Source organism: Burkholderia sp. GW821-FHT14F03 (assembly GCF_058803765.1).
Window position 1 is genome coordinate 90,617 of sequence record NZ_JBXAPG010000007.1, and the last position, 20,865, is coordinate 111,481.

A 20,865-nucleotide genomic window follows, 5' to 3' on the forward strand; every position below is an offset into this window, starting at 1 on the left:
GAACGGGCGGCGCGTGAACGTCGCCGCGATCTTCGAACGTATCTGACGGAGTCAAGCAAGGTGGGTGTGAAGTTGGGCATGCGATGGGCGGCACTGGCCGTCATGATCTGGACCGTCGGCGCGGCGTATGCGCAGCCGGCGGCGGCGCCCGCCTCGGGCGCGGCCGTGCTGCGCGACGATACCGCGCCCGCGCGGCCGCTCAAGCCGGACCCGGCGTTCGCGAAGCTGCAGCGCTACGAGGGCACGCTCGGCGGCCGGCCGATCGTCGTGCATCTCGGGCCGAAGCAGGACGAGCCCGGCGTACACGGCGAGTACCAGTACGGCGATACCGGCGAGGTCGTGCTGCTCGCGGGCGATCGCGACGGCGACACGCTCGAGGTCGAGGAGTCGAACGACGGCACCAACATCACCGGCGTCTGGATTGGCCACTTCGACGCCGCGGGCGCGCTGAGCGCCGACCGCATGAACAGCGACGAGTCGGACCCGCAGCCGATCGTGCTTCATCCGGTGGGCGGGGCGCCCGCCGCGCCGCCCGCGCGCCGCGAGGCGCCGCCGCCCACTGTCGGGCAGCCGGTCGGCGGCGTGCGCAACGTGAGCACCGCAGAATGACGTACTCCGGCGCGGCGCGCCCGAACGCGGGCGCGCCGCATTTCCTGGCAGCAGACGAACTTACCCAGCCATGACAGCATCCACTTCCAAGCGCGCGCTGCAAACCCGCATCGTGCAACCCGACGACGCGATTCCCGACGGTTTCCGCTCGTTCGTCACGCCGGTCGAGCGCGGCTCGACGGTCGTGTTCCCCGATCTCGCGACGATGCGCAACCTGGACTGGCGCGACGACAGCCAGTGGCGCTACGGGCTGCACGCGACGCCGACCTCGCTCGCGCTCGCGCAGCGCCTGGCCGAGATCGAGGGCGGCAGGCATGCGCTGTTGCAGCCGTCGGGGCTGGCGTCGATCACCAATGTCTATTTCGGCGTGGTGAAGGCGGGCGACGACGTGCTGATCCCGCACAACGTGTACAACCCGAACGGCGACCTGGGCACGTGGCTCAGCCGTGATTTCGGCGTGAGCGCGCGTTTCTACGATCCGCTGATCGGCGCGGGCATCGCCGACCTGATCCAGCCGAACACGAAGCTGATCTGGCTGGAAGCGCCGGGTTCGGTGACGATGGAAGTGCCCGACGTGCGTGCGATCACGGCCGTCGCGCGCGCGCGCGGCATCGTGACCGCGATCGACAACACCTATTCCGCCGGGCTCGCGTTCAAGCCGTTCGAGCACGGCGTCGACATCTCGGTCCAGGCGCTGACCAAGTACCAGTCGGGCGGCAGCGACCTCCTGATGGGCGCGACGATCACGGCCGACGCGGACCTGCACGCGAAGCTCAAGCTGGCGCGCATGCGCCTCGGCATCGGCGTGTCGGTCGACGACTGCTCGCTCGTGCTGCGCAGCCTGCCGAGCATGCAGGTGCGCTTCGACGCGCACAGCGCGAACGCACTCGCGCTCGCGCATTGGCTGAAGGCGCGGCCGGAGATCGCGGCGGTCCTGCATCCGCAGTTTCCGGATTGCCCGGGGCACGCGTCGTTCGCCCGTGATTTCACGGGCGCGGGGGGCTTGTTCTCGGTCGTGTTCGATGGGCGCTACAGCCCGGCGCAGGTCGACGCGTTCGTCGAGGCGCTCGAATTGTTTGCGATCGGCTGGAGCTGGGGCGGCGCATGCAGCCTGGCGATGCCCTACGATGTCGCGTCGATGCGGCCGACCTGGCCGCACCAGGGCACGCTGGTGCGCTTCTACGTCGGGCTCGAGGACGAGGCCGACCTGCGCGCCGACATCGAACGCGCGTTCGGGATCGCGTTCGGCTGACGCCGCCGCCGGTTCCGCGCGCCGCGCGAGGCCGGCTGTCGATGCAACAACGGCGCATGCGGAAATCGCATGCGCCGTTGTTGCATCCGGGCCCGGCTTGCGCCGCGCGTTACAGCAGCCGCAGCAGGCCGTCGAGTCCGACGTGGTTGAACGCGACGCTCGCCGCCTCGCGCACCACGGGCTTCGCGCGGAACGCGACCGACAGCCCGGCCTCCGCCATCATCTTCAGGTCGTTCGACCCGTCGCCGATCGCGATCGCGCGGCTCGGCGGGATGCCGAGCGCCGCGCAGGTGTCGCGCACGAGGCGCGCCTTCACGTCGGCGTCGACGATCTCGCCGAGCACCTTGCCCGTCAGCTTGCCGTCGACGACTTCCAGCACGTTCGAATACGCATGGTCGAGCCCGAGCTGCGCCTTGAGGCGGTCGGTGAAGAAGGTGAAGCCGCCCGACACCAGGAGTGTCTTGAGGCCCGCGGCCTTGACGCCGGCCAGCATGGCCTCTGCACCCGGCGACAGCCGCAGCCGGGTCGCGTAGACCTGTTCGAGCGCACTCGCCTCGAGCCCCGCCAGCAGCGCGACGCGGCGCGCGAGGCTCTCGTTGAAATCGGGGATCTCGCCGCGCATCGAAGCCTCGGTGATCGCCGCGACCTCGGCCTTGCGTCCGCAAAAATCGGCGATCTCGTCGATGCACTCGATCGTGATCAGCGTCGAATCCATGTCCATCGCGACCAGGCCGAAGTCGGCGAGCCGCAGGCCGGCGTCGACGAAACCGTAGTCGAGCCCGTGGGTGCCGCAATAGACGTCGAGATCGGGCTGCTGCGCGGGACTGGCCTCCTCGATGCGGATCGCGTGCGGATCGAGCGCGACGATGCGCGCGCCGCGGGCGAGTGCGAGCAGGGGCTTGTAATGCGCGTCGGACAGCGGCGAGGGACTCTGGATAACGAGATTCGTGGTCATGGCGAGTGGTTGGCAAAGAAAAATGTGGCAGCGGGCACGCGCGGGCCAACTCGCTATTGTAGCGGCGCGGCGCGCGGCCGGCGCGTCAGCCGGCGGGCGGGGCCGGCCGGTCCCAGTACGGCGGATCGCCGAAGTGCGCGGCGAGGAAGTCGATGAAGGCAAGGGTTTTCAGCGGCACGAACGCGCGGCTCGGGTAGACCGCCCAGATCGCGACCGGCTCGGCGAGCGGGTAGTCGTCGAGCACGCTGACGAGCGTGCCGTCGCGCAGGTGCGGGCCGACGTCCCAGGTCGACTTCAGCGCGAGGCCGAAGCCCGCCAGCACGGCCTCGCGGATCGCCTCGCCGTTGCTCGCGCTCAGCCGTCCGCCGACGCGCACCGTCTGCGGGCCGGCAGGCGTCGCGAAGGTCCAGTCGCGCTGGTCGCCGAGGATCACGCACTCGTGCCGCGCGAGGTCCGCGGGATGGCGCGGCGCGCCGTGCGCGGCCAGATAGGCGGGCGCGCAGCAGATCACGCGGCGGTTCGCCGCAAGCCGCCGCGCGACGAGCGAGGAGTCCTTCAGCGCGCCGAGCCGCACGGCGATGTCGATGCCCTCGTCGACCAGATCGACGATTTCGTCGGACAGCCGCAAATCGAGCGAGACGTCCGGGTAGCGGCGCAGGAACGCGGGAATCACCGGCGCGACGTGCTGGCGGCCGAACGACGACGACATCGAGACCTTGAGCCGGCCCTGCGGCTCGGCGCGGCCGCGGCCGACGGCCGCGCGCGCGGCGTCGGCCGCTTCGAGCAGCGGCTGGGCGCGCGCGATGAACAGTTCGCCTTCCTGAGTCAGGCTCACGCGCCGCGTGGTGCGATGCAGCAGGCGCGCGCCGAGCTGGCGTTCGAGCTGCGCGAGCCGCGCGCTCGCCACCGCGGCCGACAGCCCGAACTCCCGGCCGGCCGCCGACACGTTCGCGAGCCGCGCCGCGCGCACGAACAGCGCCACGTCGAGCAGGTCGAGCGGTTTGTCGGGCGAGGGCGGCGGCGCGTCGATCATTCTTTTGAAAATCCGGAAAATGTTTCAGGGATTATGGTGCTTTTTAATGAGGATGGGGCGCTCTACGATGCGGGTCATGCGTCGGCGCGCGCTTCGCGCCGTGTCCCAGACTTGTTTGCCAGGAGCCCAAGATGAAAGCTGTCGGATTGCATCAATACCTGCCGATCGACCAGCCGGATGCGCTGCTCGACCTCGAATTGCCGATGCCGCAGCCGGGCGAGCGCGACCTGCTCGTGAGGATCGAGGCGATCTCGGTCAATCCCGTCGATTGCAAGGTGCGCGCGCCCAAGGCGCAGACGGAGGCGTCGCCGCGCGTGCTCGGCTGGGACGCGGCCGGCACGGTCGTCGCGGTCGGGCCCGGGGTCGCGCTGTTCAAGGTGGGCGATCCGGTGTTCTACGCGGGCAGCATCACGCGGCCGGGCGCGAACAGCGAGTATCACGTCGTCGATGAACGGATCGTCGCGCGCAAGCCCGAGACGCTCGATTTCGCGGCCGCCGCCGCGCTGCCGCTGACCGCCATCACCGCGTGGGAAGCGCTGTTCGAGCGCCTGCGCGTGTCGCCGCAAGGCGCGGACGCGGGCAAGTCGGTGCTGATCATCGGCGGCGCGGGCGGGGTCGGCTCGATCGGCATCCAGCTCGCCAGGCAGTTGGGCGGACTCACGGTGATCGCGACCGCGTCGCGCCCTGAATCCGCGCAGTGGGTGCGCGAGCTGGGCGCGGACCACGTGGTCGATCATTTCGGCGATCTGCCCGCGCAGATGAAGGCGGTCGGCCATCCGACGGTCGACTACGTGCTGATCTTCAACGACACCGATCGCCATTTCCCGGCGGCGGCCGAACTGATCCGGCCGCAGGGCGGCATCTGCACGATCGTCGAGAACGAGCGGCCGGTGCCCGTCGAGCTGTTGAAGGCGAAGAGCGCGGCGTTTCATTGGGAGTTCATGTTCACGCGCGCGATGTTCGGCACGCCCGACATGATCGAGCAGCACACGCTGCTGGCCGAGGTGGCGCGGCTCGTCGACGCGGGCGCGCTGCGCACGACGGTCGGCGAGCATCTCGGCCGGATCGACGCGGCGAATCTGCGCCGCGCGCATCAATTGCTCGAGAGCGGCCGCGCGATCGGCAAGCTCGTGCTGAGCGGTTTCTGAGGGCGCGGCGGGCGCGGCGCGCAAGCGGGGTAACACCCGATGTCAGGTCAACGCCGGCGGCGGCGCTTGGCGTTAGACTGGCAGGCATCATGCATCGATAACCCGGTGGAGCCGTTCGCGCGGCGCCACCTCATAAGGAGGTCAGCATGGGCCAACGCGTCACCACAGTCATCGCCGCCACCGGTTCCGCCGCCGTCCTGGCGGCCGCCTTCCTCAGCGCCCCCGCCTGCGCTGCGCCGCCGATCAACGCCAGCCTGCTCGGCGGCAACGACGGCCAGCTCCAGTACACCGTCAAGGTCGATTCGAAACTGTTCGGCAATACGCAGGAAACCCGCAAGATCCGTTCCGGCGAGACCGACGACTTCAACTGGAAGTCGGTGCCGCCGTCGGGCGCGGTGCCGGTGCCGGACGGCTGCCCGCAGAGCGATTCGCTGCCGCGCGACGCCAACGGCGCGATGGTCCGGCAGACCCAGGTGCGCGTCGCGCCGTCGGTCGACAGCAAGGGCGTCGCGAACGTGCAGCTGAGCTTCCAGGCCAGCGCGCCGCAGGGCCGCAAGGCGGTGACGGTCGGCGGCAAGGCGCTGCAGTGCCCGAAGGCCGTGACCGTGAGCCAGGTCAGGTGGGTGTCGATTCCGACGGGCGGCGGCTCGAAGACCCTCACGATGAGCGACGGCACGCGCGTCACGGTGTCGATCAAGCGCTGAGCGCCGCCGCGCGCGGCTCAGTCGGCCGCCTGCTTCCGGCGTCGTTCGATCAGGCGGGCGGCGAGGAAGCGGTGCTCGGCCGAGAACAGGCGGCGGCAGGTGAGCAGCACCGCGCCGACCGTGCCGAGCGCCGACGAGGCCGCGATCAGGAACATGATGACGATCTGATAGCGGACCGCCTGCAGCGGCGATTGGCCCGCGAGCACCTGGCCCGTCATCATCCCCGGCAGGCTCACCACGCCGACCACCGCCATCTGGTTGAGGGTCGGCAGCATGCCCGCGCGCACCGCCTGCCGCGCGGCGTCCTGGGCCGCTTCCCAGCGGGTCGCGCCGAGCGCGAGCGCGGTCTCGACGCGATCGCGGCGCGCGGTCAGCTCCTCGGTCATCCGCTCGACGCCGAGCGAGACGCCGGTGAGCGTATTGCCGAGGATCATCCCGAGGATCGGGATCGCATACTGCGGCGCGTACCACGGATGGATGCGGATCACGACGAACAGGCCGACGGCCGCGACGAACCAGCTGCTGAACCAGATCGACAGGATGCTGTCGGCGCGCTGGCCCGCGTACGTGCGCTTGCCGCGCGCGGCCCCCGCGAAGCCCGCGATCAGCGTCATCAAGGCCATCAACGGCACCACCACGACGCCGCTCGCATGCGCGAACACCCAGCCGAGCACATAGCCGATCGCGAGCAGCTGGACGACGGTGCGCAGCGCCGCCCAGGCGAGCTTGCGGCCGAGGCCGAGCGAGAGGGCCAGCGACAACGCGCCGTTGACCGCGACGAGCGCCGCCGCGATGCCGACGTCGACGAGGCTCAGGTCCTGCAGGGTGGGGCTCACGACGCGGCCTCCGATGCGCCGTCGCGCAGCACGCCCGCCTGCATCGTCAGATGGCGCGGGCCGATGCGCGCGGCCTGCGCGGGATTGTGCGAAATCCACAGATAGGCGCGCGCGTCGGGCGCGGCGTCGAACCACGCGGCCACCAGCGCCTCGATCGCGCGGGTCGACTCGGGGTCGAGCGCGGCGGTCGGTTCGTCTAGCAGCAACACCTCGGGATCGAGTTGCAGCACGCGCAACAACGCCGCGATCTGCGCCTCGCCGCCCGACAATTCGCTCGCCGCCTGCGCGAGAAAATCGTCGCGGCGGCCCGCCTGTGCCGCAAGTCGGGCGGCGCGCGCGCGATCGAAACGCCGATCGCGATAAACCGCGAGCGTGTACGGATAGCGCAGCAGGTCCTCGACGCTGCCGTCGGCGGGCGCGGGCCGCTGCCGCAGATACGCGACATTGCGCCGATAACGCGGGATCGCCGCGCGCGCGACCGGCTCGCCGCGCCACAACAGGGCGCCGCCGTCGAGCGGGTCGAGCAGCGCCAGCGCGCGCAGGAACACGCTTTTCCCCGAGCCCGACGGCCCGGTGAGCGCAATGCGTGTGCCTGCCGTCAGCCGGAAATCGGTGGGGGCCAGAAGCGTCTTGCCGGTCGACGCGTCGCGCCGGGTGATGCCGCGCGCGTCGATCAGGGCGGTTGCCGTCATAAATGAAAAAAAGGGTAAATGGGGCGGGGCGGTCCCGGCACGTGCGTCATAATACCGGCCATGCCTCGCCGCGTCGCGCGCTGCGCGCCTTTGCGCACGGCACGCGCGGCGCGCTTGGCTGATCCCAGAACAACAACGGAACCGGCATGGCGCTTTCCCGAGCTCTCGGCAAATCGGCCGCATGGATCGCCGGCAGCGTCGTGGTGTTGCTCGCGGCGTTCGGCATCTTCATCTATACCTTCGACTGGAACCACGTGAAGCCGTGGGTCAACGCACAGGCGAGCGAGGCGCTGGGGCGCCCGTTCGAGATTCGCGGCGACCTCAGGCTGGGCTGGCGACGGCCCGAGGGCGAAACCGGCTGGCGCGCCTGGGTGCCCTGGCCGAGCGTCTCCGCCACCCAGATCGTGATCGGCAATCCTGAATGGGCGAAGGCGCCCGCGTTCGCGACGCTCGACGCCGCGCAAGCCGAGGTCGAGGTGCTGCCGCTCCTCGCGCACAAGGTCGTGATTCCGTCGATCCGCCTCGTCAATCCGGCGCTCGATCTCGAGCGGCTCGCCGATGGCCGCAACACCTGGACCTTCACCTTCAAGCAGGCGGCGCAGCCGTCGCCGTGGAACGTGGAGCTGCGCAACTTCGGTTTTGCCAAAGGCACGGTTGCGTATCGCGACGCCGTCACGAAAGCCGATCTCACCGTCGCGATCGACACGCTCGGCCAACCGATCCCGCTCGGCGACGTGCTCGCGCAGCAGGAAGCCACCTCGCGCGCCGCGTCGGCCCAGCGGGTCGGCAAGCGGGGCGCCGCGCAGCTGAGCCGGAAGGCGAACGCCACGGCGGCGTCGGATGCGTCGGCCGCCTCCGCTGCGTCGGCCGCCTCAGGCGCTTCGGCGGCAACAGGTGCAAGCGTGGCGTCGGGCGCGGTCTCGGCCTCCGCGCCGCCCGCGGTCAGCGCGCCGGCCGGCGCCTCCGGCGCGGCCGCCAAGCCGGCGGGGCCGACCTATGCGTTCGGCCTGACCGTGAAGGGGCGCTACAAGGGCGTGCCCATCGACGGCACCGGCAAGCTCGGCGGGGTGCTCGCGCTGCAGGACGCCGCTCGGCCGTTCCCGCTGCAGGCGGACGTGAAGGCGGGCGACACGCGGCTCGCGGTGGTCGGCACGCTGACCGACCCAACCCGGCTCGCCGCGCTCGACCTGCGGCTGTGGCTGCAAGGCGCGAGCATGTCGCACCTGTATCCGCTGACCGGCGTGACCCTGCCCGATACGCCGCCGTACGCGACCGAGGGCCGCCTGATCGGCAACTTCCGGCGCGGCGGAAGCCTGTTCCGCTACGAGAACTTCGACGGCCGCGTCGGCGGCAGCGATCTGCATGGCACGCTTGCGTTCGAGCAGCGCGAGCCGCGGCCGAAACTGTCGGGCGAACTGGTGTCGAACCTGCTGCAATTCTCGGATCTCGCGCCGATCGTCGGCGCGGACACGGCCGCCAGCAAGGCCCAGCGCGGCGATACCACCAAGCAGCCGAGCGGCCGCGTGCTGCCGGTCGAGACGTTCCACACCGACCGCTGGCGCGCGCTCGACGCCGACGTCAAGTTCACCGGCAAGAAGCTGGTCAAGAGCGCGGACCTGCCGATCACCGACCTCTACACGCACATCGTGATGCAGGACGGCGTGCTGTCGCTCCAACCGCTGACGTTCGGCGTCGCGGGCGGCTCGCTGTCGACCGAGGCGCGGCTCGACGGCAGCGGCGCGCCGCTCAAGGGCCGCTTCACGGTGGCGGCGCGCCACCTGAAGCTCAAGCAGCTGTTCTCGACGCAGAAGGTGATGCAGTCCGCGTTGGGCGAGATCAACGGCGACGCCGCGCTGTCGGCCACCGGCAATTCGCCCGCGGCGCTCGCCGCGACGGCCAACGGCGAGGTCAAGGCGCTCGTCACCGATGGCGCGATCAGTCGGCTGCTGATGGAGGCGGCCGGCCTGAACGTCGCGAACGTGGTGTACGAGAAGCTGTTCGGCGGCAAGGACGTGAAGATCAATTGCGCGGCGGTGGATTTCGCCGCGACCAACGGCGTGCTCGATGCGAAGCTGTTCGCGCTCGATACCGACGATGCGGTGATCCGCGTCGACGGCACGGTCAACCTGCGCGACGAATCGCTGGACATGTCGATTCATCCGCAGACCAAGGGCTTCCGGGTGTTCTCGCTGCGCTCGCCGCTGTACGTGAAGGGCACCTTCAAGAATCCGGACGTCGGCGTGAGCGTGGGCGCGCTCGCGCTGCGCGCGGGCGCGATGATCGGGCTCGGCCTGATCAACCCGTTCGCCGCGCTGATCCCGCTGATCGCGCCGAGCAACAACAAGGGTGTGCCGTGCTCGGAGATGTTCGCGCAACTGAAGGCGCCGCCCAAGGCGCCGCCCCCGGGCAAGAAGGCCGCCGCGAAGTAGGGCGGCGCGAGGCCATCCCGGCGGCGGACGGCGGGCGCACGCCGCGCGCCGCCGTCGGGTCGAGTGGAAACGGGGTCTGACGTCGAGCGAACGGGTTTGCTCGATGGGCGGCCCGGCGCGGGAAGCCTGTGCGCCGCCGGCGGGAATGCCGGCAAATTCTCCCCGGGAACCGCGTTGCGCCCGCCGCGCCGGGCTTTCCGGATGGGGGCCGCGGCCTGTGCTCATGGGCGCTTTGGCGGTCCGCCGCGCAGCAGTTCACCGACTCCTGCTAAACTACCCGGTTTTCCGTCGATCTATCTCTAAACGGGCTACGCTGTGCTTTCTACTGCCAACATCACGATGCAATTCGGGCCCAAGCCCCTGTTCGAGAATATCTCGGTCAAGTTTGGGGAGGGTAACCGCTACGGCCTCATCGGCGCGAACGGTTGCGGCAAGTCGACCTTCATGAAGATTCTCGGCGGCGACCTCGAGTCGAGCGGAGGCAATGTCGCGCTCGAGCCGAACGTGCGTCTCGGCAAGCTGCGCCAGGATCAGTTCGCCTACGAGGACGTGCGCGTGCTCGACGTCGTGATGATGGGCCACACGGAGATGTGGGCCGCGATGACGGAGCGCGACGCGATCTACGCGAACCCGGACGCGACCGACGACGACTACATGCACGCGGCCGAACTCGAGGCGAAGTTCGCCGAGTACGGCGGCTATGACGCCGAGGCGCGCGCGGGCGCGCTGCTGCTCGGCATCGGCATCGACGAGAAGTTCCACACCGGCCCGATGAGCGACGTCGCCCCGGGCTGGAAGCTGCGCGTGCTGCTTGCGCAGGCGCTGTTCTCGAAGCCGGACGTGCTGCTGCTCGACGAACCGACCAACAACCTCGACATCAACTCGATCCGTTGGCTGGAAACCGTGCTCAACGAGTACAACTCGACGATGATCATCATCTCGCACGATCGCCACTTCCTGAACTCGGTGTGCACGCACATGGCCGACATGGACTTCGGCACGCTGAAGGTCTGGCCGGGCAACTACGACGACTACATGCTCGCGTCGGCGCAGGCGCGCGAGCGGCAGGCCGCGGCGAACACCCGCGCCAAGGAGCGCGTCGCCGAACTGCAGGACTTCGTGCGCCGCTTCTCGGCGAACAAGTCGAAGGCGCGCCAGGCGACGAGCCGCGCGAAGCAGATCGACAAGATCAAGATCGAGGAATTCAAGCCGTCGTCGCGGCAGAACCCGTTCATCCGTTTCGAATTCGAGAAGAAGCTGCACAACATCGCGGTGGTGGCCGACACCATCACCAAGAAGTACGAGCGCACGATCTTCCAGAACTTCAACCTGTCGGTGCAGCCGGGCGAGCGGATCGCGATCATCGGCGAGAACGGCGCGGGCAAGACCACGCTGCTGCGCGCGCTGCTCGGCAAGCTCGAGCTCGAGCATGGTTCGGTGAAGTGGGCCGAGAACGCGAACATCGGCTACATGCCGCAGGACACCTACGAGGAGTTCCCGGACGACATCACGCTGATGGACTGGATCGACTACTACCGCCAGGACGGCGACGACGAGACGATGGTGCGCGGCACGCTCGGCCGCCTGCTGTTCTCGGCGGACGACATCCGCAAGTCGGTGAAGGTGCTGTCGGGCGGCGAGAAGGGCCGCATGATCTGGGGCAAGCTGATGCTGGGCCGCCACAACGTGCTGCTGATGGACGAGCCGACCAACCACATGGACATGGAATCGATCGAGTCGCTGCAGATCGCGCTCGAGAAGTTCGAAGGCACGCTGATTTTCGTGTCGCATGACCGCGAGTTCGTGAGCGGCCTCGCGAACCGGATCATCGAAGTGAAGACGGACGGCACGCTGACGGACTTCGGCGGGAATTACGAAGACTTCCTGACGAGCCAGGGGCAGGCGTAATACCGCAGTGCTGTACCCAATCTGATGTACCCAATTGTACCCAAGAGGCCCGCTAAGTTGTACTCAGCGGGCTTTTTTGTTGTACCCGTGAGCCCGGGTTTTGTGCCTTGGGCATGGGGTGCGTAGTGCGTTATACTTCAACCAATTTAGGAGCATACGCATGAAACACGATCCGAACTCGCCTATCCGTAGCCAGCGGGAAAATATGCAGGCTTTCCAGCTACGCCTACCCAAAGAAGTAATCCGCGACTTGCAGATACTTCGCGTGTTTGCGGGCGTAAAGGTATCGGAGGAACTGCGTGACTTGGTGTGCGCCTACGTCGAAAGCAAGCGAGACGTTATCCAGCGAGCGGCGAAAGCTGCGGCTGGCACCGATACAGAACTGAAAGACGATGAGCAGAAGGAGGCGGCTGGCCATCTTGTGGACTCTGGGGATGCGCAGTCTATTGTTGAGGCGCGGGTCGTAAAAACTGTAAGGGTCGATATGGACGCGGACGGGAACCGGGTGGTAACGACAGCCCCCACTATTGACGAGGACGGGAAGGCCCGCACATACCTACGTCAGTAGCATGTGGCAGATCGCCCCGGGAACGGGGACGGAAAAAGTTATTGCGTAGTGGATTTTCGATGTATATGATTGCGATTGTGCCGGGGTGGTCATAGAGTCATCTCGGCTTATTTTGATGAATGCGTAGTGGTTTTTGAATGTACGCAGTTGTGACCTCCTGACGCGGCGACCGGACCAGGGGTGGGGCATCGGCTCCTGACAGTACCGGCAGGACGGAGAGGCTACCTAGAGCCAGCCACGTTAATAGCGAAGCTAGGGAGTCGCGGAGGAATCGCGGTGCTTTCAGAGGCCGTAGACGATGCGAAAGCGATGGGCCACTGCGGGAACGTATGCGCCATCGCTCCGGTGCGGAGGGTTTGGAGGAACCTTGAACAGCGCCGGGATAGCGAACAGCGGTTCGTAGAGCGGGTTCCGCGTAGAGCCTGTTCCATCAACCGAACGAATCCGGGAGCAGCAATGAGAACCAGTACAACGGTAGTTGGATCGGCAGAGATTGAAGCTTTGGCGGTAATTGGCCGGGAATGGCGCGAGAAGCTAGCTTATGAAGCAGTACGAAGCAGAGTTAATTCGTGCGATTCCCCCTAGCCGCACGGCCGCGCGTAGAGTTTGCCGACGTAGTAGGTCGCGCGGTGTACCTCCGGTAGCGTTAGACCATTAAAGCCGACATGCAGCGGACCATGAGTAGCAGGGAAATTGCGAAGCTTACTGGCAAGCAGCACAACAACGTTTGCCGAGACATCGTGAAGATGCTGGAGGGGCTGGGCGAACATGCGCTCAAATTTGAGCATATGTACTCTGCGACTATTGGGAACGGTGGAACGAGGCCGGCGCGAGAATTCCTCCTCCCCAAGCGCGAGACCCTGATCCTCGTCTCCGGCTACAACGTCCAGATGCGGGCGCGGATTATCGACCGCTGGCAGGAGCTTGAGCAACAGGTGGCCGCGCCTCCTCATTGAATTTCACAATATAAAACTCCCCACGGCTAAGGAGAGCTGCTCCGCCTATGCGGCGAATTCCGCAATGCAAAACACCCCTGAGCATAGGAGAGGACGATCCTCACCCGATGAAGGGCGGCTGTCGCAAGACCGACTCCCGCCTTCCGGTAGGCATGCCGGATGATGCCCCAGGTATGTGCAAGGCGAACCGTAACAGCATGGCCGTTTGGTTGTGTTTCTTGTTGTCTACAAAAAGGAGTTAGTACAACTATGCATAACGTACACCGCGTTCCGGATATTCCCTACGCGGATAGTCGGGTGATCAGCGCCCGGATTACACCGGAGTTCCATCGCCAACTCCGGCAGCTTGCAGCGGAGAAGGATTGCGCGGTTGCTGCTGTTGTTAAGAAGGCGTTGGAAACCTACATCCGGGACCACACGCATTGAGCATCGGACTCGAAATATTCGACGCCCAGGGTCGCACATTACTGGATGCATCAACTCGGGCAGGGCGGGCGTTTGGTGCTGTTGCTATTGTTCCGGAGGGTTCGGATGAGGCGAAGACGGCGCGATGGGTAGCGGGTAATCCGGGGCGTATCGATGCCGATTTGTCCAGCGGCACTCCCTTTTGGGCGTTCACACCGAGATGGCTATTCCAGCACGTCTCACAAAATGCCCCTGTTCCGATTGTCTCAATCGATGCGACTGGCATCAGCTGGCGATACTCATATCACGACAACAATTTTCGAACCCCGATGCCAGGGACCCTGGTGTACGGCGTTTATTAACCAAGGAGGTTTACATAGCAGGTTCAAACAACAACGTCACCGTAAGATACTCGGTCGACGCATCCGGCGCACAGGCGGGTATCGGTCAGCTGCGTGCGGTAAACGCACAACTTAGCGCATCACAGGATGAGGTACGGCGCAAGCAAGAGGCAGTACAACGGGCAATGCAGGAAGCCGCCACAAACGGCTACAACCTCACTGCACGCGAAGCAAAGAAACTCGTAGACCAGTACGACCGCCTCCAAGCCACGGCAGGCAAGACGCGCTTGGAGATGCTCAATCAGCAGGCCGCCGCGCGTGGTGTTACGCAGGCATTCGCTGCACAGACGGCAGCTATTGCGGAAGCCTCGAAGAAAACGCATGAACTCAACCTGAACAGTGTTGGTGCAAGACGAGAAATGATGGTGCTGGCCCATGAGGCCGCGACGGGTAGCTGGAAGAATTTCGCCGGGTCCATGATGGTGATGGCGGAGCAGGTGGACGCGATGAAGTACGCAACGCATCCGTTAGCGTTGGGGCTTGCGGCGGCAGGTGCGGCGGCCTACGCGTTCCACAAGGGCATCTCGAATGCGACTGCACAGGCTGGGGCGTTCCACGACGCGATGAATTCCACGACCGGGTACGCGCAGCAGACACGGGAATCTATCCAGGGACTTGCTGAGGACTTGTCCAAGAGATTCGGTGTTGGCATCAACGCAGCGACAGACGGTCTTAATCAACTTGTGGCAACAGGGCGCGTTACCGCCGATATCTTCCCGCAGGTCGGGGCGGTGGCATTGGCGATGTCGAAGTCATCGGGCGAGGCATTCGATAAGACCGTGGAATCGCTCCTGAAGCAGCAGGACGAGGTTAAGAGAGCGGCGGAGGAGTATCAACGCACGCACCACTCGATGTCAGACGCCAACATGGCGTTTATCGAGTCTCTTGAAAAGACGGACCAAAAGCACGAAGCGTTCAAGATTCTCATCCAGCAGCAGTTGGCCGATATTGAACGCGAGACTAAGACCAGCACGGAGCATCAGGCGGGATTCTGGGATAACGTTACCGCAGCATGGGGGCGTTATACGCGTGCGTTGGCCGCCAAATCTACAGACCTCGACATCCTGAACGACCTCAAGTCCAAGCAGGCTGCACAGTTTAATGGCCGGACACCTGGGGACTACACGGATTACGGTCCGCTGATCGCCGCGCAACAGAAGATCGTTGACGCGAACCGAGAGAGCCAAGAGGCAACGGCGCGGGAGGCAGCAAATAAGGCAGCACTGGCCGATTCGCTCCGCGCTGTAAGGACAGAGTACGATCGTACGAAGTCAGCGCAGCAACGTCTTAGCGATGCCGTCAAGCGTGACAACGAGATTATCGATACGCGCATTTCGTTGCTGACGAAGCAGGGGAAGATGACAGATTCCGTGCGGGCGCAACTTGAGGCCCAGCGAAAGCAGATGATCGCCTTCGACACTGAACACATCACGCCCACTCGTAAGCACGGGGGCGGCTCTGCAATCGCTGCGATGAATGCCGAGACCCAGACGGGGTTGGCAATCCGCCAGTTGATCGAGCAGCAGGCGGAGAAGCAGCTACAGGCCCAGCGACAGCTAGGTGTGATTGACGCGGAGACGTACTACCGTAAGCTTACCGACCTGCAAAAGTCTGCACTGAACGATCAAATCGCGTTGGCGAGCAGGCGTGCTGATGTGCTTCGATCTTCGTCGGATAAGCGGTCCTACACGGAAGCAGTTGCTGCGGTTGAAAAACTCCAGCTTCAACGCAAGAGCCTGGATTCGAGTCTGCAAGATACGTTGGCGGGTCTGTCGCAGCGACGCGACATCGATGTGAGTCGGTACGTCATGGGCCTGAGTCAGATGAATACGCAGCAGGAGGACGCGTATCAGTATCAGGATGCAACCCGCAACATGACGGCACGGGTTAAGGCCGAGTTCGACGCGCGGTATGCGCTGCAACAACAGTATCAGCAGCGTGTGCGGCAGTTGGTCGAGCAGTACGCGTTAGACCCCGCATCGGATATGAGGCAATACGACGCGAAGCTACAAGCGGAACAAGCCTATCTGAAAGAGCGTGAATCTAACTTGGGGCGATCGTTTGCGCGTGAGGAGTCGCGGCGCAGTAGCTTATCGGCTCAGATGAAGGATGGTCTGTCATCTCTCGGAGGCGACGCGCTGACGAATGCGGAGCTTGCCAAGACGGCTTTTGTGACCGCGTGGCAGGATTCACAGAGTGCCTTGGAACAGTTCATTACGAGCGGTGAAGGCAACTTCAAAAAGTTCACGGCAAGCATTCTAGGCGACCTCGCAAAGATTGCTTTGCGGCAAGCTGAGGTGTTTGCGATCCAGAGTATCAGCAGTTCCTTTGGCTTCTTTAGCGAGGGCGGCCCAGTTCTGCACCGTGCGGGTGGCGGGCCGATCTCTGGACCTGGGACCACCACTAGCGACAGCATCCCAGCCATGCTCTCCAACGGCGAATTCGTCGTCAATGCTTCGTCCACGAAGAAGTACCGCAGCTTGCTTGAGTCCATCAACTCCGGCCACATGGCGCACTTTTCTACCGGCGGCATAGCCGCCACCCTCGCACCCTCTCCTGCTGCGTCTAGCGGCTCCTCTCCGGTTTCTGTCCAGGTGAACAACCACGGCGGCAGAGGCTTGTCCGAACAGGACGCTAAAGACCTACAAAATTACGTGCAATCGTGGATTGATATTCGAATGGAGCAGCGCATGCGCGAACAAGGTGGCTTCGCCTTCCAGATGAAGTACGGGCAGATTTGACGCAGCCCGTACCGCGAATCCGTCGAAGTCGGGTGGGTTCGCTCTTGATCTTTCCGGTATCAACTATTAACAACTAAGGACTACGTTTGATTCAAGAAAATGTCAACCAAGAGATTATCAAGCATCTTAACGCCGCCCAACAAATCCAATGGGCTATAGCGGAGAATTGGACTCCGGCGCAAGCTCAGGAAGTCATGGGCGTGGGCGTTGTTCCAAGTCTCCTGCAAGTGGCCAAGAGCCTGACGACAGATAGCAAGGGCGTCATCGAAGGTTCGAGAATTCGTGAGATTTTCGCTAAAGGTGGTCGTCACGTCGTGGCGGATAGTCATCGTGCAGGTGTACCGCCGGGGCCGGGGGCGATGATTGCCAAGGCAGCCGTCCCGGTAGCAACGACCGGTAACAATTCGGAGCTTTACCGGCCGGAGCAGGCTCCCGGCGTGCTGTACCCGCCGACTACGACGCCGATCATTACCGCGCTGGCTCAGATGGGTGCGCCGCAACTCCCGCCGAACGTGCGTGCGCTGACGCAAGACAAGCTGTTGCAGGCAGCGGAGATTGGCGAGGGTGAGGGCTTCCCGGGTGTCGCTCCGACGATTGATGCGGTGCTTTCGAGTTTCCGTAAATTTGGCGTAATCATGGTGTTCGATGACACGCTCCTCGCGGCCACGAATTACAGCACAGCCGTTGTCCAGTACGTGCGGGAACAGCTTGAAATGGCGGCGAATAACGCAACGGATGCGGCCGTGATTGACCTATTTACGAAGCAGGGCAAGGCTGCTGCAAGTGTGAGGGCGGGCATTGCGGCCTTTGACGGAGACTTGCGCACCGCGTGCTGGATCGGTAATCCGGTAACACTGACGGGCTTGCAGGATGCTGCGAATCCGAACATCGGCCCGCGTGGTGGCACGTACAGGACACTCCAGGCTATCCCATCTCTTGCTGTACCAGACGGGAAACTGATCCTCGTTGACGTGAAGCGAACGGCCGTGTTCGATGGCCCGCAGTGGATCGAGCGCAGCAATCAAGCTGATATCACCGTGGATACGTCGGACGGTCCGAAGGTAATCCACCTCCTGCAAGAGAACAAGACCGCATTGAAGATCACCAAGTACGCGGACGCGAAGATCATCGCTGCACCGCAGGTCATTACCCTCCAGTAACCAGACTCGGGCCGTTCATCCTGGATGGCCCGTTATCGATAAGGATAACTATATTGATCAGTCAACTTTTCAAGCCAAAGGCACCGAAGGTCCCCGAAGATGCGGCGCTTCACTTCCATTTCGCGTCAGACAGCCTGAATCCGGACGGGACGTATAAGCAGCCTGTCGCGAAACCTGAGCTTGAGCCAGCACTTGCGCGAGTAGCGGAGGAAATCCGATCTCTCCGTGTGGTCGTGGATTCTGGTAAGGGGCTTCGCACGGTTGCACGTCTGACTTCAGAAATCACCGAAGCGAGAATGCAGCTTGCGGCTTATTCGAAAGAGCTTGAACTCAAGCGCAGACAGTTCGCAGGGGGCGTTGCGGAGGTGGACGACGTTCGGGTTGCAACTGACCGGTACAACCAGCAATACGAGGTGTTGAACAAGTTGCAAGATGAACTGTCGCGGAAGCAGACGGCCGATGCAGCGCGTACGGAACTTCAACGTATCCTGGCGGCGGTGTCGTGATGGCAGAGCGGACTATCGAGCAGATGTGGGCGGAGCGTGACGTGCTGGCCCATGCATTCGCGCAGGCTTGCGAGAGTCGGCCGGACGAGGCGCGGAAGATCATGGCCCGTGTGGAGGCTATCGAGGCGGAATTGGCGGCACGCACAGGGACGGAGGGGCGGGAGTGACGATCCCGACTCCCGCTACGCAGATGGCCCGCGTGTCGTTCCATTACCTGCGTGGCGCTGTGAAGCTTCATGAGTACCGGGGGCGAACCGGACGCGCCCCGAGTCGGCGTAGGGTGGCTACCCAGTTGTCTGACGTGCTGCGGAAGATGATGAGCAACATTCAGAACAAGGAGGCGTACTGATTGGCGAGCAAGAATGAACACCTGACAGCAATCCTCGCGATGCGCGTATCGTGGACCACGGTTGACGAGATGCAGGCGACCGCGCTTGCATCGGTCCGTCAATGGTTGAAGAAGGCCCGCGCCATGCAGGACCAGTACGAGACGCAGCATGCGACAGTCCAACGATAACAATATCTGTCCGACGTGTGGGGAGCGATTCCGCTCCTCGCGATCCTTCGACATGCATCGGACCGGTGAGTACGGACGCATCGGGCCGAATGGTCAGTACCTACCGGCTCAGCGGCGTTGCCTCACTGCTGATGAGATGCGGGAGGCCGGAATGCTCCGGAATAAGCGGCGACTCTGGATTACGAAAGCGTTCGGAATTGCCTCTCCGTTTGCACCTGCGGCCGATGTAAGCCGGGAGGGCAAGGGCATGTAGCTACAGGGCATCCCGGCCGATTATAGCCTCACGCGTATGCGCGCGCACAACAAATCCGGCCAAAGGAGGCCAGCATGACCGAATGGCAAATTGGGGTGTTTGCTGCTTTGCTTGCGATCATTGCGTGTAACACCTACGGCCTGACAGAGGAGGCCCGCAAGATCAATAAGCGACTGACGGAGATTGCATCGCTCTTGAGGCGCACTTCCGATGATCCTACCGATTACTAGGCGGACATCGGGTTTTCGCTAGAGACTGAGCGTTATCGGCGGGAATTTTTGCAGTTAGCGATATTTCGACACTGACCAGACGGCGCTGGGGATTTTCGACCTCACAAATCGACATACCCCCCCGCCTTCCACAGCCTCTACACGGGCCTGATGATGCTCCGGGATGCTTCGGGTAGTCCGATCTACCCAGCGGCTCAGAGGGGCTGTAATTCGATCCTGTCCAAACCTCTCAAATGGAGTTATTTGAATGAGTGGAGTCTACGGAGCGCAGCAAAGTAGCGCGCCTGAATGCAGTAAGCATCCGGATTGGAAGCCGGAGGGAATGCAATGGAAGTGTCCGTATTGTGGACCAAGTAGCAATAAATCCCTGACTCCGAAGCAGAAGGCCAGAGTAGCGGAAGCCGGAAATGCTGTCCGAATTGATGATCTCTCGGGAGGGGCATGGGACACGATCAGAAAGCGAATCCGGGAGCGGGATGGATACTGCTGTAGGAAATGCGGGGTAGCTGTACCGAGTGGCGTAGTCGATCACATCAAGCCATTAGCTCAAGGTGGATCGAATGAGGATGAGAATCTGCAATTGCTCTGCAAGGATTGCCATGACGACAAGACCAACACGGACCAAGGATACAAGGTGCGTAGACGAGTAGGCGTGGATGGGATACCGGAAGGGTGGCGGTAGGGGTAGGTACAAATTGGCACACATGTTCCGAAATCGCCCGGAAACCCGCATAACACCGTACCTCTGAAATGACGGGGTGGGGGTGTAAAAAGTTGGAACCTATGGAACCTTTACAGGAGGAAGATGAGTTCACCGAGTATCGGCGGTCAGGTAGCAATGGCCGTCAAGATGAATATGGACACCGCAGCAGAGAAGCAGATCGGAGGCGCTGCACAATTCGGCGTGACTCTGGATGTTAAAACGGAGGTTCACGTTAACGATGGGAGTAAAGCATGGCCTACGGCTTTTGCATTTGCGCTCTGCCGTAGTCCCAGCAAAGCGGAGGGCTCACGGCAAGACATGGCGAATTTGATAACATCTCTACTGCGACTCGGAAAGCCATTTACACCCGCCCGGCTAAGCAAGCGATTGTCAAATAAATCCCAATCTCTGATATGTGAAATTCTGAGTAAACACGGATACAGTACGATCAACGTAAATACGGGTCTAGATATTCGCGATGCTGTTAAGGCCGGAGCGAATTCCCCGTCAAACGATAACCACACGATAATTTCTCGGTTCGAGATTGACGGAGCTTGGCTAGGAGAGAAATGGTATCCGTATGAGCGCACGTCGAGTTACGCCACTGATGCACCATGGTACTGTTTTGGGTTGCGGTTTGCTGGGGATTTGATCCCACTCAAGACGGTTCTAGCTATGCGGGATATCGGGGTTAGTCAGTTCATTCAGCTTGACGAGGCAGCCCAGAAGCGGGCTACCCCGGATCAGATGCGGCGACGTAAGGCTTTGATGGATTAATTGCTGGCGGCTAGTAATCGGTCTATTGATTCGATAGGGATTTGACCGCATTTGTTGAGCCGTATTTTATAGCGAGTTAGCA

Annotated in this window: 19 protein-coding genes; 15 read left to right on the forward strand and 4 right to left on the reverse strand. The window is 63.6% G+C overall.

Features of this window, described 5'->3' with window-relative positions; all coding sequences use genetic code 11:
* Positions 1-66 precede the first annotated feature (66 nt).
* Both AC1RQF_RS07420 and AC1RQF_RS07425 read left to right on the forward strand, forming a co-directional pair.
* The gene (locus AC1RQF_RS07420) at positions 67-609 is read left to right on the forward strand and encodes a hypothetical protein (RefSeq protein ID WP_492871715.1); all 543 of its coding nucleotides are present in this window, start codon (positions 67-69) and stop codon (positions 607-609) included.
* Between the two features lie 70 nt (positions 610-679).
* A complete protein-coding gene (locus tag AC1RQF_RS07425; protein ID WP_274002968.1) occupies positions 680-1,861 on the forward strand; it encodes a cystathionine beta-lyase in 1,182 nt (393 codons plus the stop codon).
* A 109-nt stretch (positions 1,862-1,970) separates the two neighbouring features.
* Here the strand turns inward: AC1RQF_RS07425 and serB are convergent, their stop codons facing one another.
* Positions 1,971-2,816, reverse strand: coding sequence for a phosphoserine phosphatase SerB (gene serB, locus AC1RQF_RS07430; RefSeq protein WP_274002969.1), 846 nt, complete (start codon positions 2,814-2,816; stop codon positions 1,971-1,973).
* A gap of 85 nt (positions 2,817-2,901) precedes the next feature.
* A complete protein-coding gene (locus AC1RQF_RS07435) occupies positions 2,902-3,849 on the reverse strand; it encodes a LysR family transcriptional regulator (protein ID WP_274002971.1) in 948 nt (315 codons plus the stop codon).
* A 131-nt stretch (positions 3,850-3,980) separates the two neighbouring features.
* On the opposite strand from AC1RQF_RS07435, the gene AC1RQF_RS07440 reads away from it, so the two are divergent.
* Both AC1RQF_RS07440 and AC1RQF_RS07445 read left to right on the forward strand, forming a co-directional pair.
* Positions 3,981-4,997, forward strand: coding sequence for a zinc-binding alcohol dehydrogenase family protein (locus AC1RQF_RS07440; protein WP_274002972.1), 1,017 nt, complete (start codon positions 3,981-3,983; stop codon positions 4,995-4,997).
* 146 nt (positions 4,998-5,143) lie between these two features.
* Positions 5,144-5,701: a DUF6013 family protein gene (locus AC1RQF_RS07445; protein ID WP_274002975.1), complete on the forward strand. Its 558-nt coding sequence runs from the start codon at positions 5,144-5,146 to the stop codon at positions 5,699-5,701.
* A 17-nt stretch (positions 5,702-5,718) separates the two neighbouring features.
* On the opposite strand, the gene AC1RQF_RS07450 is transcribed toward AC1RQF_RS07445, so the two are convergent.
* A complete protein-coding gene (locus AC1RQF_RS07450) occupies positions 5,719-6,537 on the reverse strand; it encodes an ABC transporter permease (protein WP_492871650.1) in 819 nt (272 codons plus the stop codon).
* Positions 6,534-7,229: an ABC transporter ATP-binding protein gene (locus tag AC1RQF_RS07455; protein WP_274002978.1), complete on the reverse strand. Its 696-nt coding sequence runs from the start codon at positions 7,227-7,229 to the stop codon at positions 6,534-6,536. Before AC1RQF_RS07455 ends, AC1RQF_RS07450 begins: the two co-directional genes overlap by 4 nt.
* Positions 7,230-7,375: 146 nt before the next feature.
* Between AC1RQF_RS07455 and AC1RQF_RS07460 the strand changes: the two genes are divergently transcribed.
* From AC1RQF_RS07460 to AC1RQF_RS07510, 11 genes are all read left to right on the forward strand, one after another.
* Positions 7,376-9,658 carry an AsmA family protein gene (locus AC1RQF_RS07460; RefSeq protein ID WP_274002981.1) on the forward strand — a complete coding sequence of 761 codons (2,283 nt, stop codon included), beginning with the start codon at positions 7,376-7,378 and terminating at the stop codon, positions 9,656-9,658.
* Positions 9,659-9,973: 315 nt separating this feature from the next.
* Positions 9,974-11,566 carry an ABC-F family ATPase gene (locus AC1RQF_RS07465; protein ID WP_274002982.1) on the forward strand — a complete coding sequence of 531 codons (1,593 nt, stop codon included), beginning with the start codon at positions 9,974-9,976 and terminating at the stop codon, positions 11,564-11,566.
* Between the two features lie 160 nt (positions 11,567-11,726).
* Positions 11,727-12,134 carry a hypothetical protein gene (locus tag AC1RQF_RS07470; RefSeq protein WP_492871651.1) on the forward strand — a complete coding sequence of 136 codons (408 nt, stop codon included), beginning with the start codon at positions 11,727-11,729 and terminating at the stop codon, positions 12,132-12,134.
* Positions 12,135-12,811: 677 nt separating this feature from the next.
* Entirely contained in the window at positions 12,812-13,090 is a 279-nt protein-coding gene (locus AC1RQF_RS07475; protein ID WP_492871652.1) for a Rha family transcriptional regulator, read from the forward strand.
* Between the two features lie 249 nt (positions 13,091-13,339).
* On the forward strand, positions 13,340-13,516 hold the full coding sequence (locus AC1RQF_RS07480; RefSeq protein ID WP_492871653.1) for a hypothetical protein: 177 nt from the start codon (positions 13,340-13,342) through the stop codon (positions 13,514-13,516).
* A gap of 505 nt (positions 13,517-14,021) precedes the next feature.
* Positions 14,022-16,637 (forward strand): phage tail length tape measure family protein, encoded by a 2,616-nt coding sequence (locus AC1RQF_RS07485; protein ID WP_492871654.1) that lies wholly within the window; start codon positions 14,022-14,024, stop codon positions 16,635-16,637.
* Between the two features lie 86 nt (positions 16,638-16,723).
* Positions 16,724-17,797 (forward strand): hypothetical protein, encoded by a 1,074-nt coding sequence (locus AC1RQF_RS07490; protein ID WP_492871655.1) that lies wholly within the window; start codon positions 16,724-16,726, stop codon positions 17,795-17,797.
* A gap of 53 nt (positions 17,798-17,850) precedes the next feature.
* Positions 17,851-18,303: a hypothetical protein gene (locus AC1RQF_RS07495; protein ID WP_492871656.1), complete on the forward strand. Its 453-nt coding sequence runs from the start codon at positions 17,851-17,853 to the stop codon at positions 18,301-18,303.
* Positions 18,304-18,652: 349 nt separating this feature from the next.
* Positions 18,653-18,820 carry a hypothetical protein gene (locus tag AC1RQF_RS07500; RefSeq protein WP_492871657.1) on the forward strand — a complete coding sequence of 56 codons (168 nt, stop codon included), beginning with the start codon at positions 18,653-18,655 and terminating at the stop codon, positions 18,818-18,820.
* A gap of 327 nt (positions 18,821-19,147) precedes the next feature.
* Positions 19,148-19,303 carry a hypothetical protein gene (locus tag AC1RQF_RS07505; RefSeq protein ID WP_492871658.1) on the forward strand — a complete coding sequence of 52 codons (156 nt, stop codon included), beginning with the start codon at positions 19,148-19,150 and terminating at the stop codon, positions 19,301-19,303.
* A gap of 322 nt (positions 19,304-19,625) precedes the next feature.
* Positions 19,626-19,985, forward strand: coding sequence for an HNH endonuclease (locus tag AC1RQF_RS07510; RefSeq protein ID WP_492871716.1), 360 nt, complete (start codon positions 19,626-19,628; stop codon positions 19,983-19,985).
* Positions 19,986-20,865: the final 880 nt, after the last annotated feature.

Excerpts from the sequence above, each read along its gene's own strand:
- AC1RQF_RS07435 (WP_274002971.1), bottom strand. The coding sequence starts at position 3,849 with ATGATCGACGCGCCGCCGCCCTCGCCCGACAAACCGCTCGACCTGCTC.
- AC1RQF_RS07485 (WP_492871654.1), top strand. The coding sequence starts at position 14,022 with ATGCAGGAAGCCGCCACAAACGGCTACAACCTCACTGCACGCGAAGCA.
- AC1RQF_RS07425 (WP_274002968.1), top strand. The coding sequence starts at position 680 with ATGACAGCATCCACTTCCAAGCGCGCGCTGCAAACCCGCATCGTGCAA.
- AC1RQF_RS07480 (WP_492871653.1), top strand. The coding sequence starts at position 13,340 with ATGCATAACGTACACCGCGTTCCGGATATTCCCTACGCGGATAGTCGG.
- AC1RQF_RS07510 (WP_492871716.1), top strand. The coding sequence starts at position 19,626 with ATGCAATGGAAGTGTCCGTATTGTGGACCAAGTAGCAATAAATCCCTG.
- AC1RQF_RS07475 (WP_492871652.1), top strand. The coding sequence starts at position 12,812 with ATGAGTAGCAGGGAAATTGCGAAGCTTACTGGCAAGCAGCACAACAAC.
- AC1RQF_RS07460 (WP_274002981.1), top strand. The coding sequence starts at position 7,376 with ATGGCGCTTTCCCGAGCTCTCGGCAAATCGGCCGCATGGATCGCCGGC.
- AC1RQF_RS07445 (WP_274002975.1), top strand. The coding sequence starts at position 5,144 with ATGGGCCAACGCGTCACCACAGTCATCGCCGCCACCGGTTCCGCCGCC.
- AC1RQF_RS07440 (WP_274002972.1), top strand. The coding sequence starts at position 3,981 with ATGAAAGCTGTCGGATTGCATCAATACCTGCCGATCGACCAGCCGGAT.
- AC1RQF_RS07505 (WP_492871658.1), top strand. The coding sequence starts at position 19,148 with ATGACCGAATGGCAAATTGGGGTGTTTGCTGCTTTGCTTGCGATCATT.
- AC1RQF_RS07470 (WP_492871651.1), top strand. The coding sequence starts at position 11,727 with ATGAAACACGATCCGAACTCGCCTATCCGTAGCCAGCGGGAAAATATG.
- serB (WP_274002969.1), bottom strand. The coding sequence starts at position 2,816 with ATGACCACGAATCTCGTTATCCAGAGTCCCTCGCCGCTGTCCGACGCG.
- AC1RQF_RS07455 (WP_274002978.1), bottom strand. The coding sequence starts at position 7,229 with ATGACGGCAACCGCCCTGATCGACGCGCGCGGCATCACCCGGCGCGAC.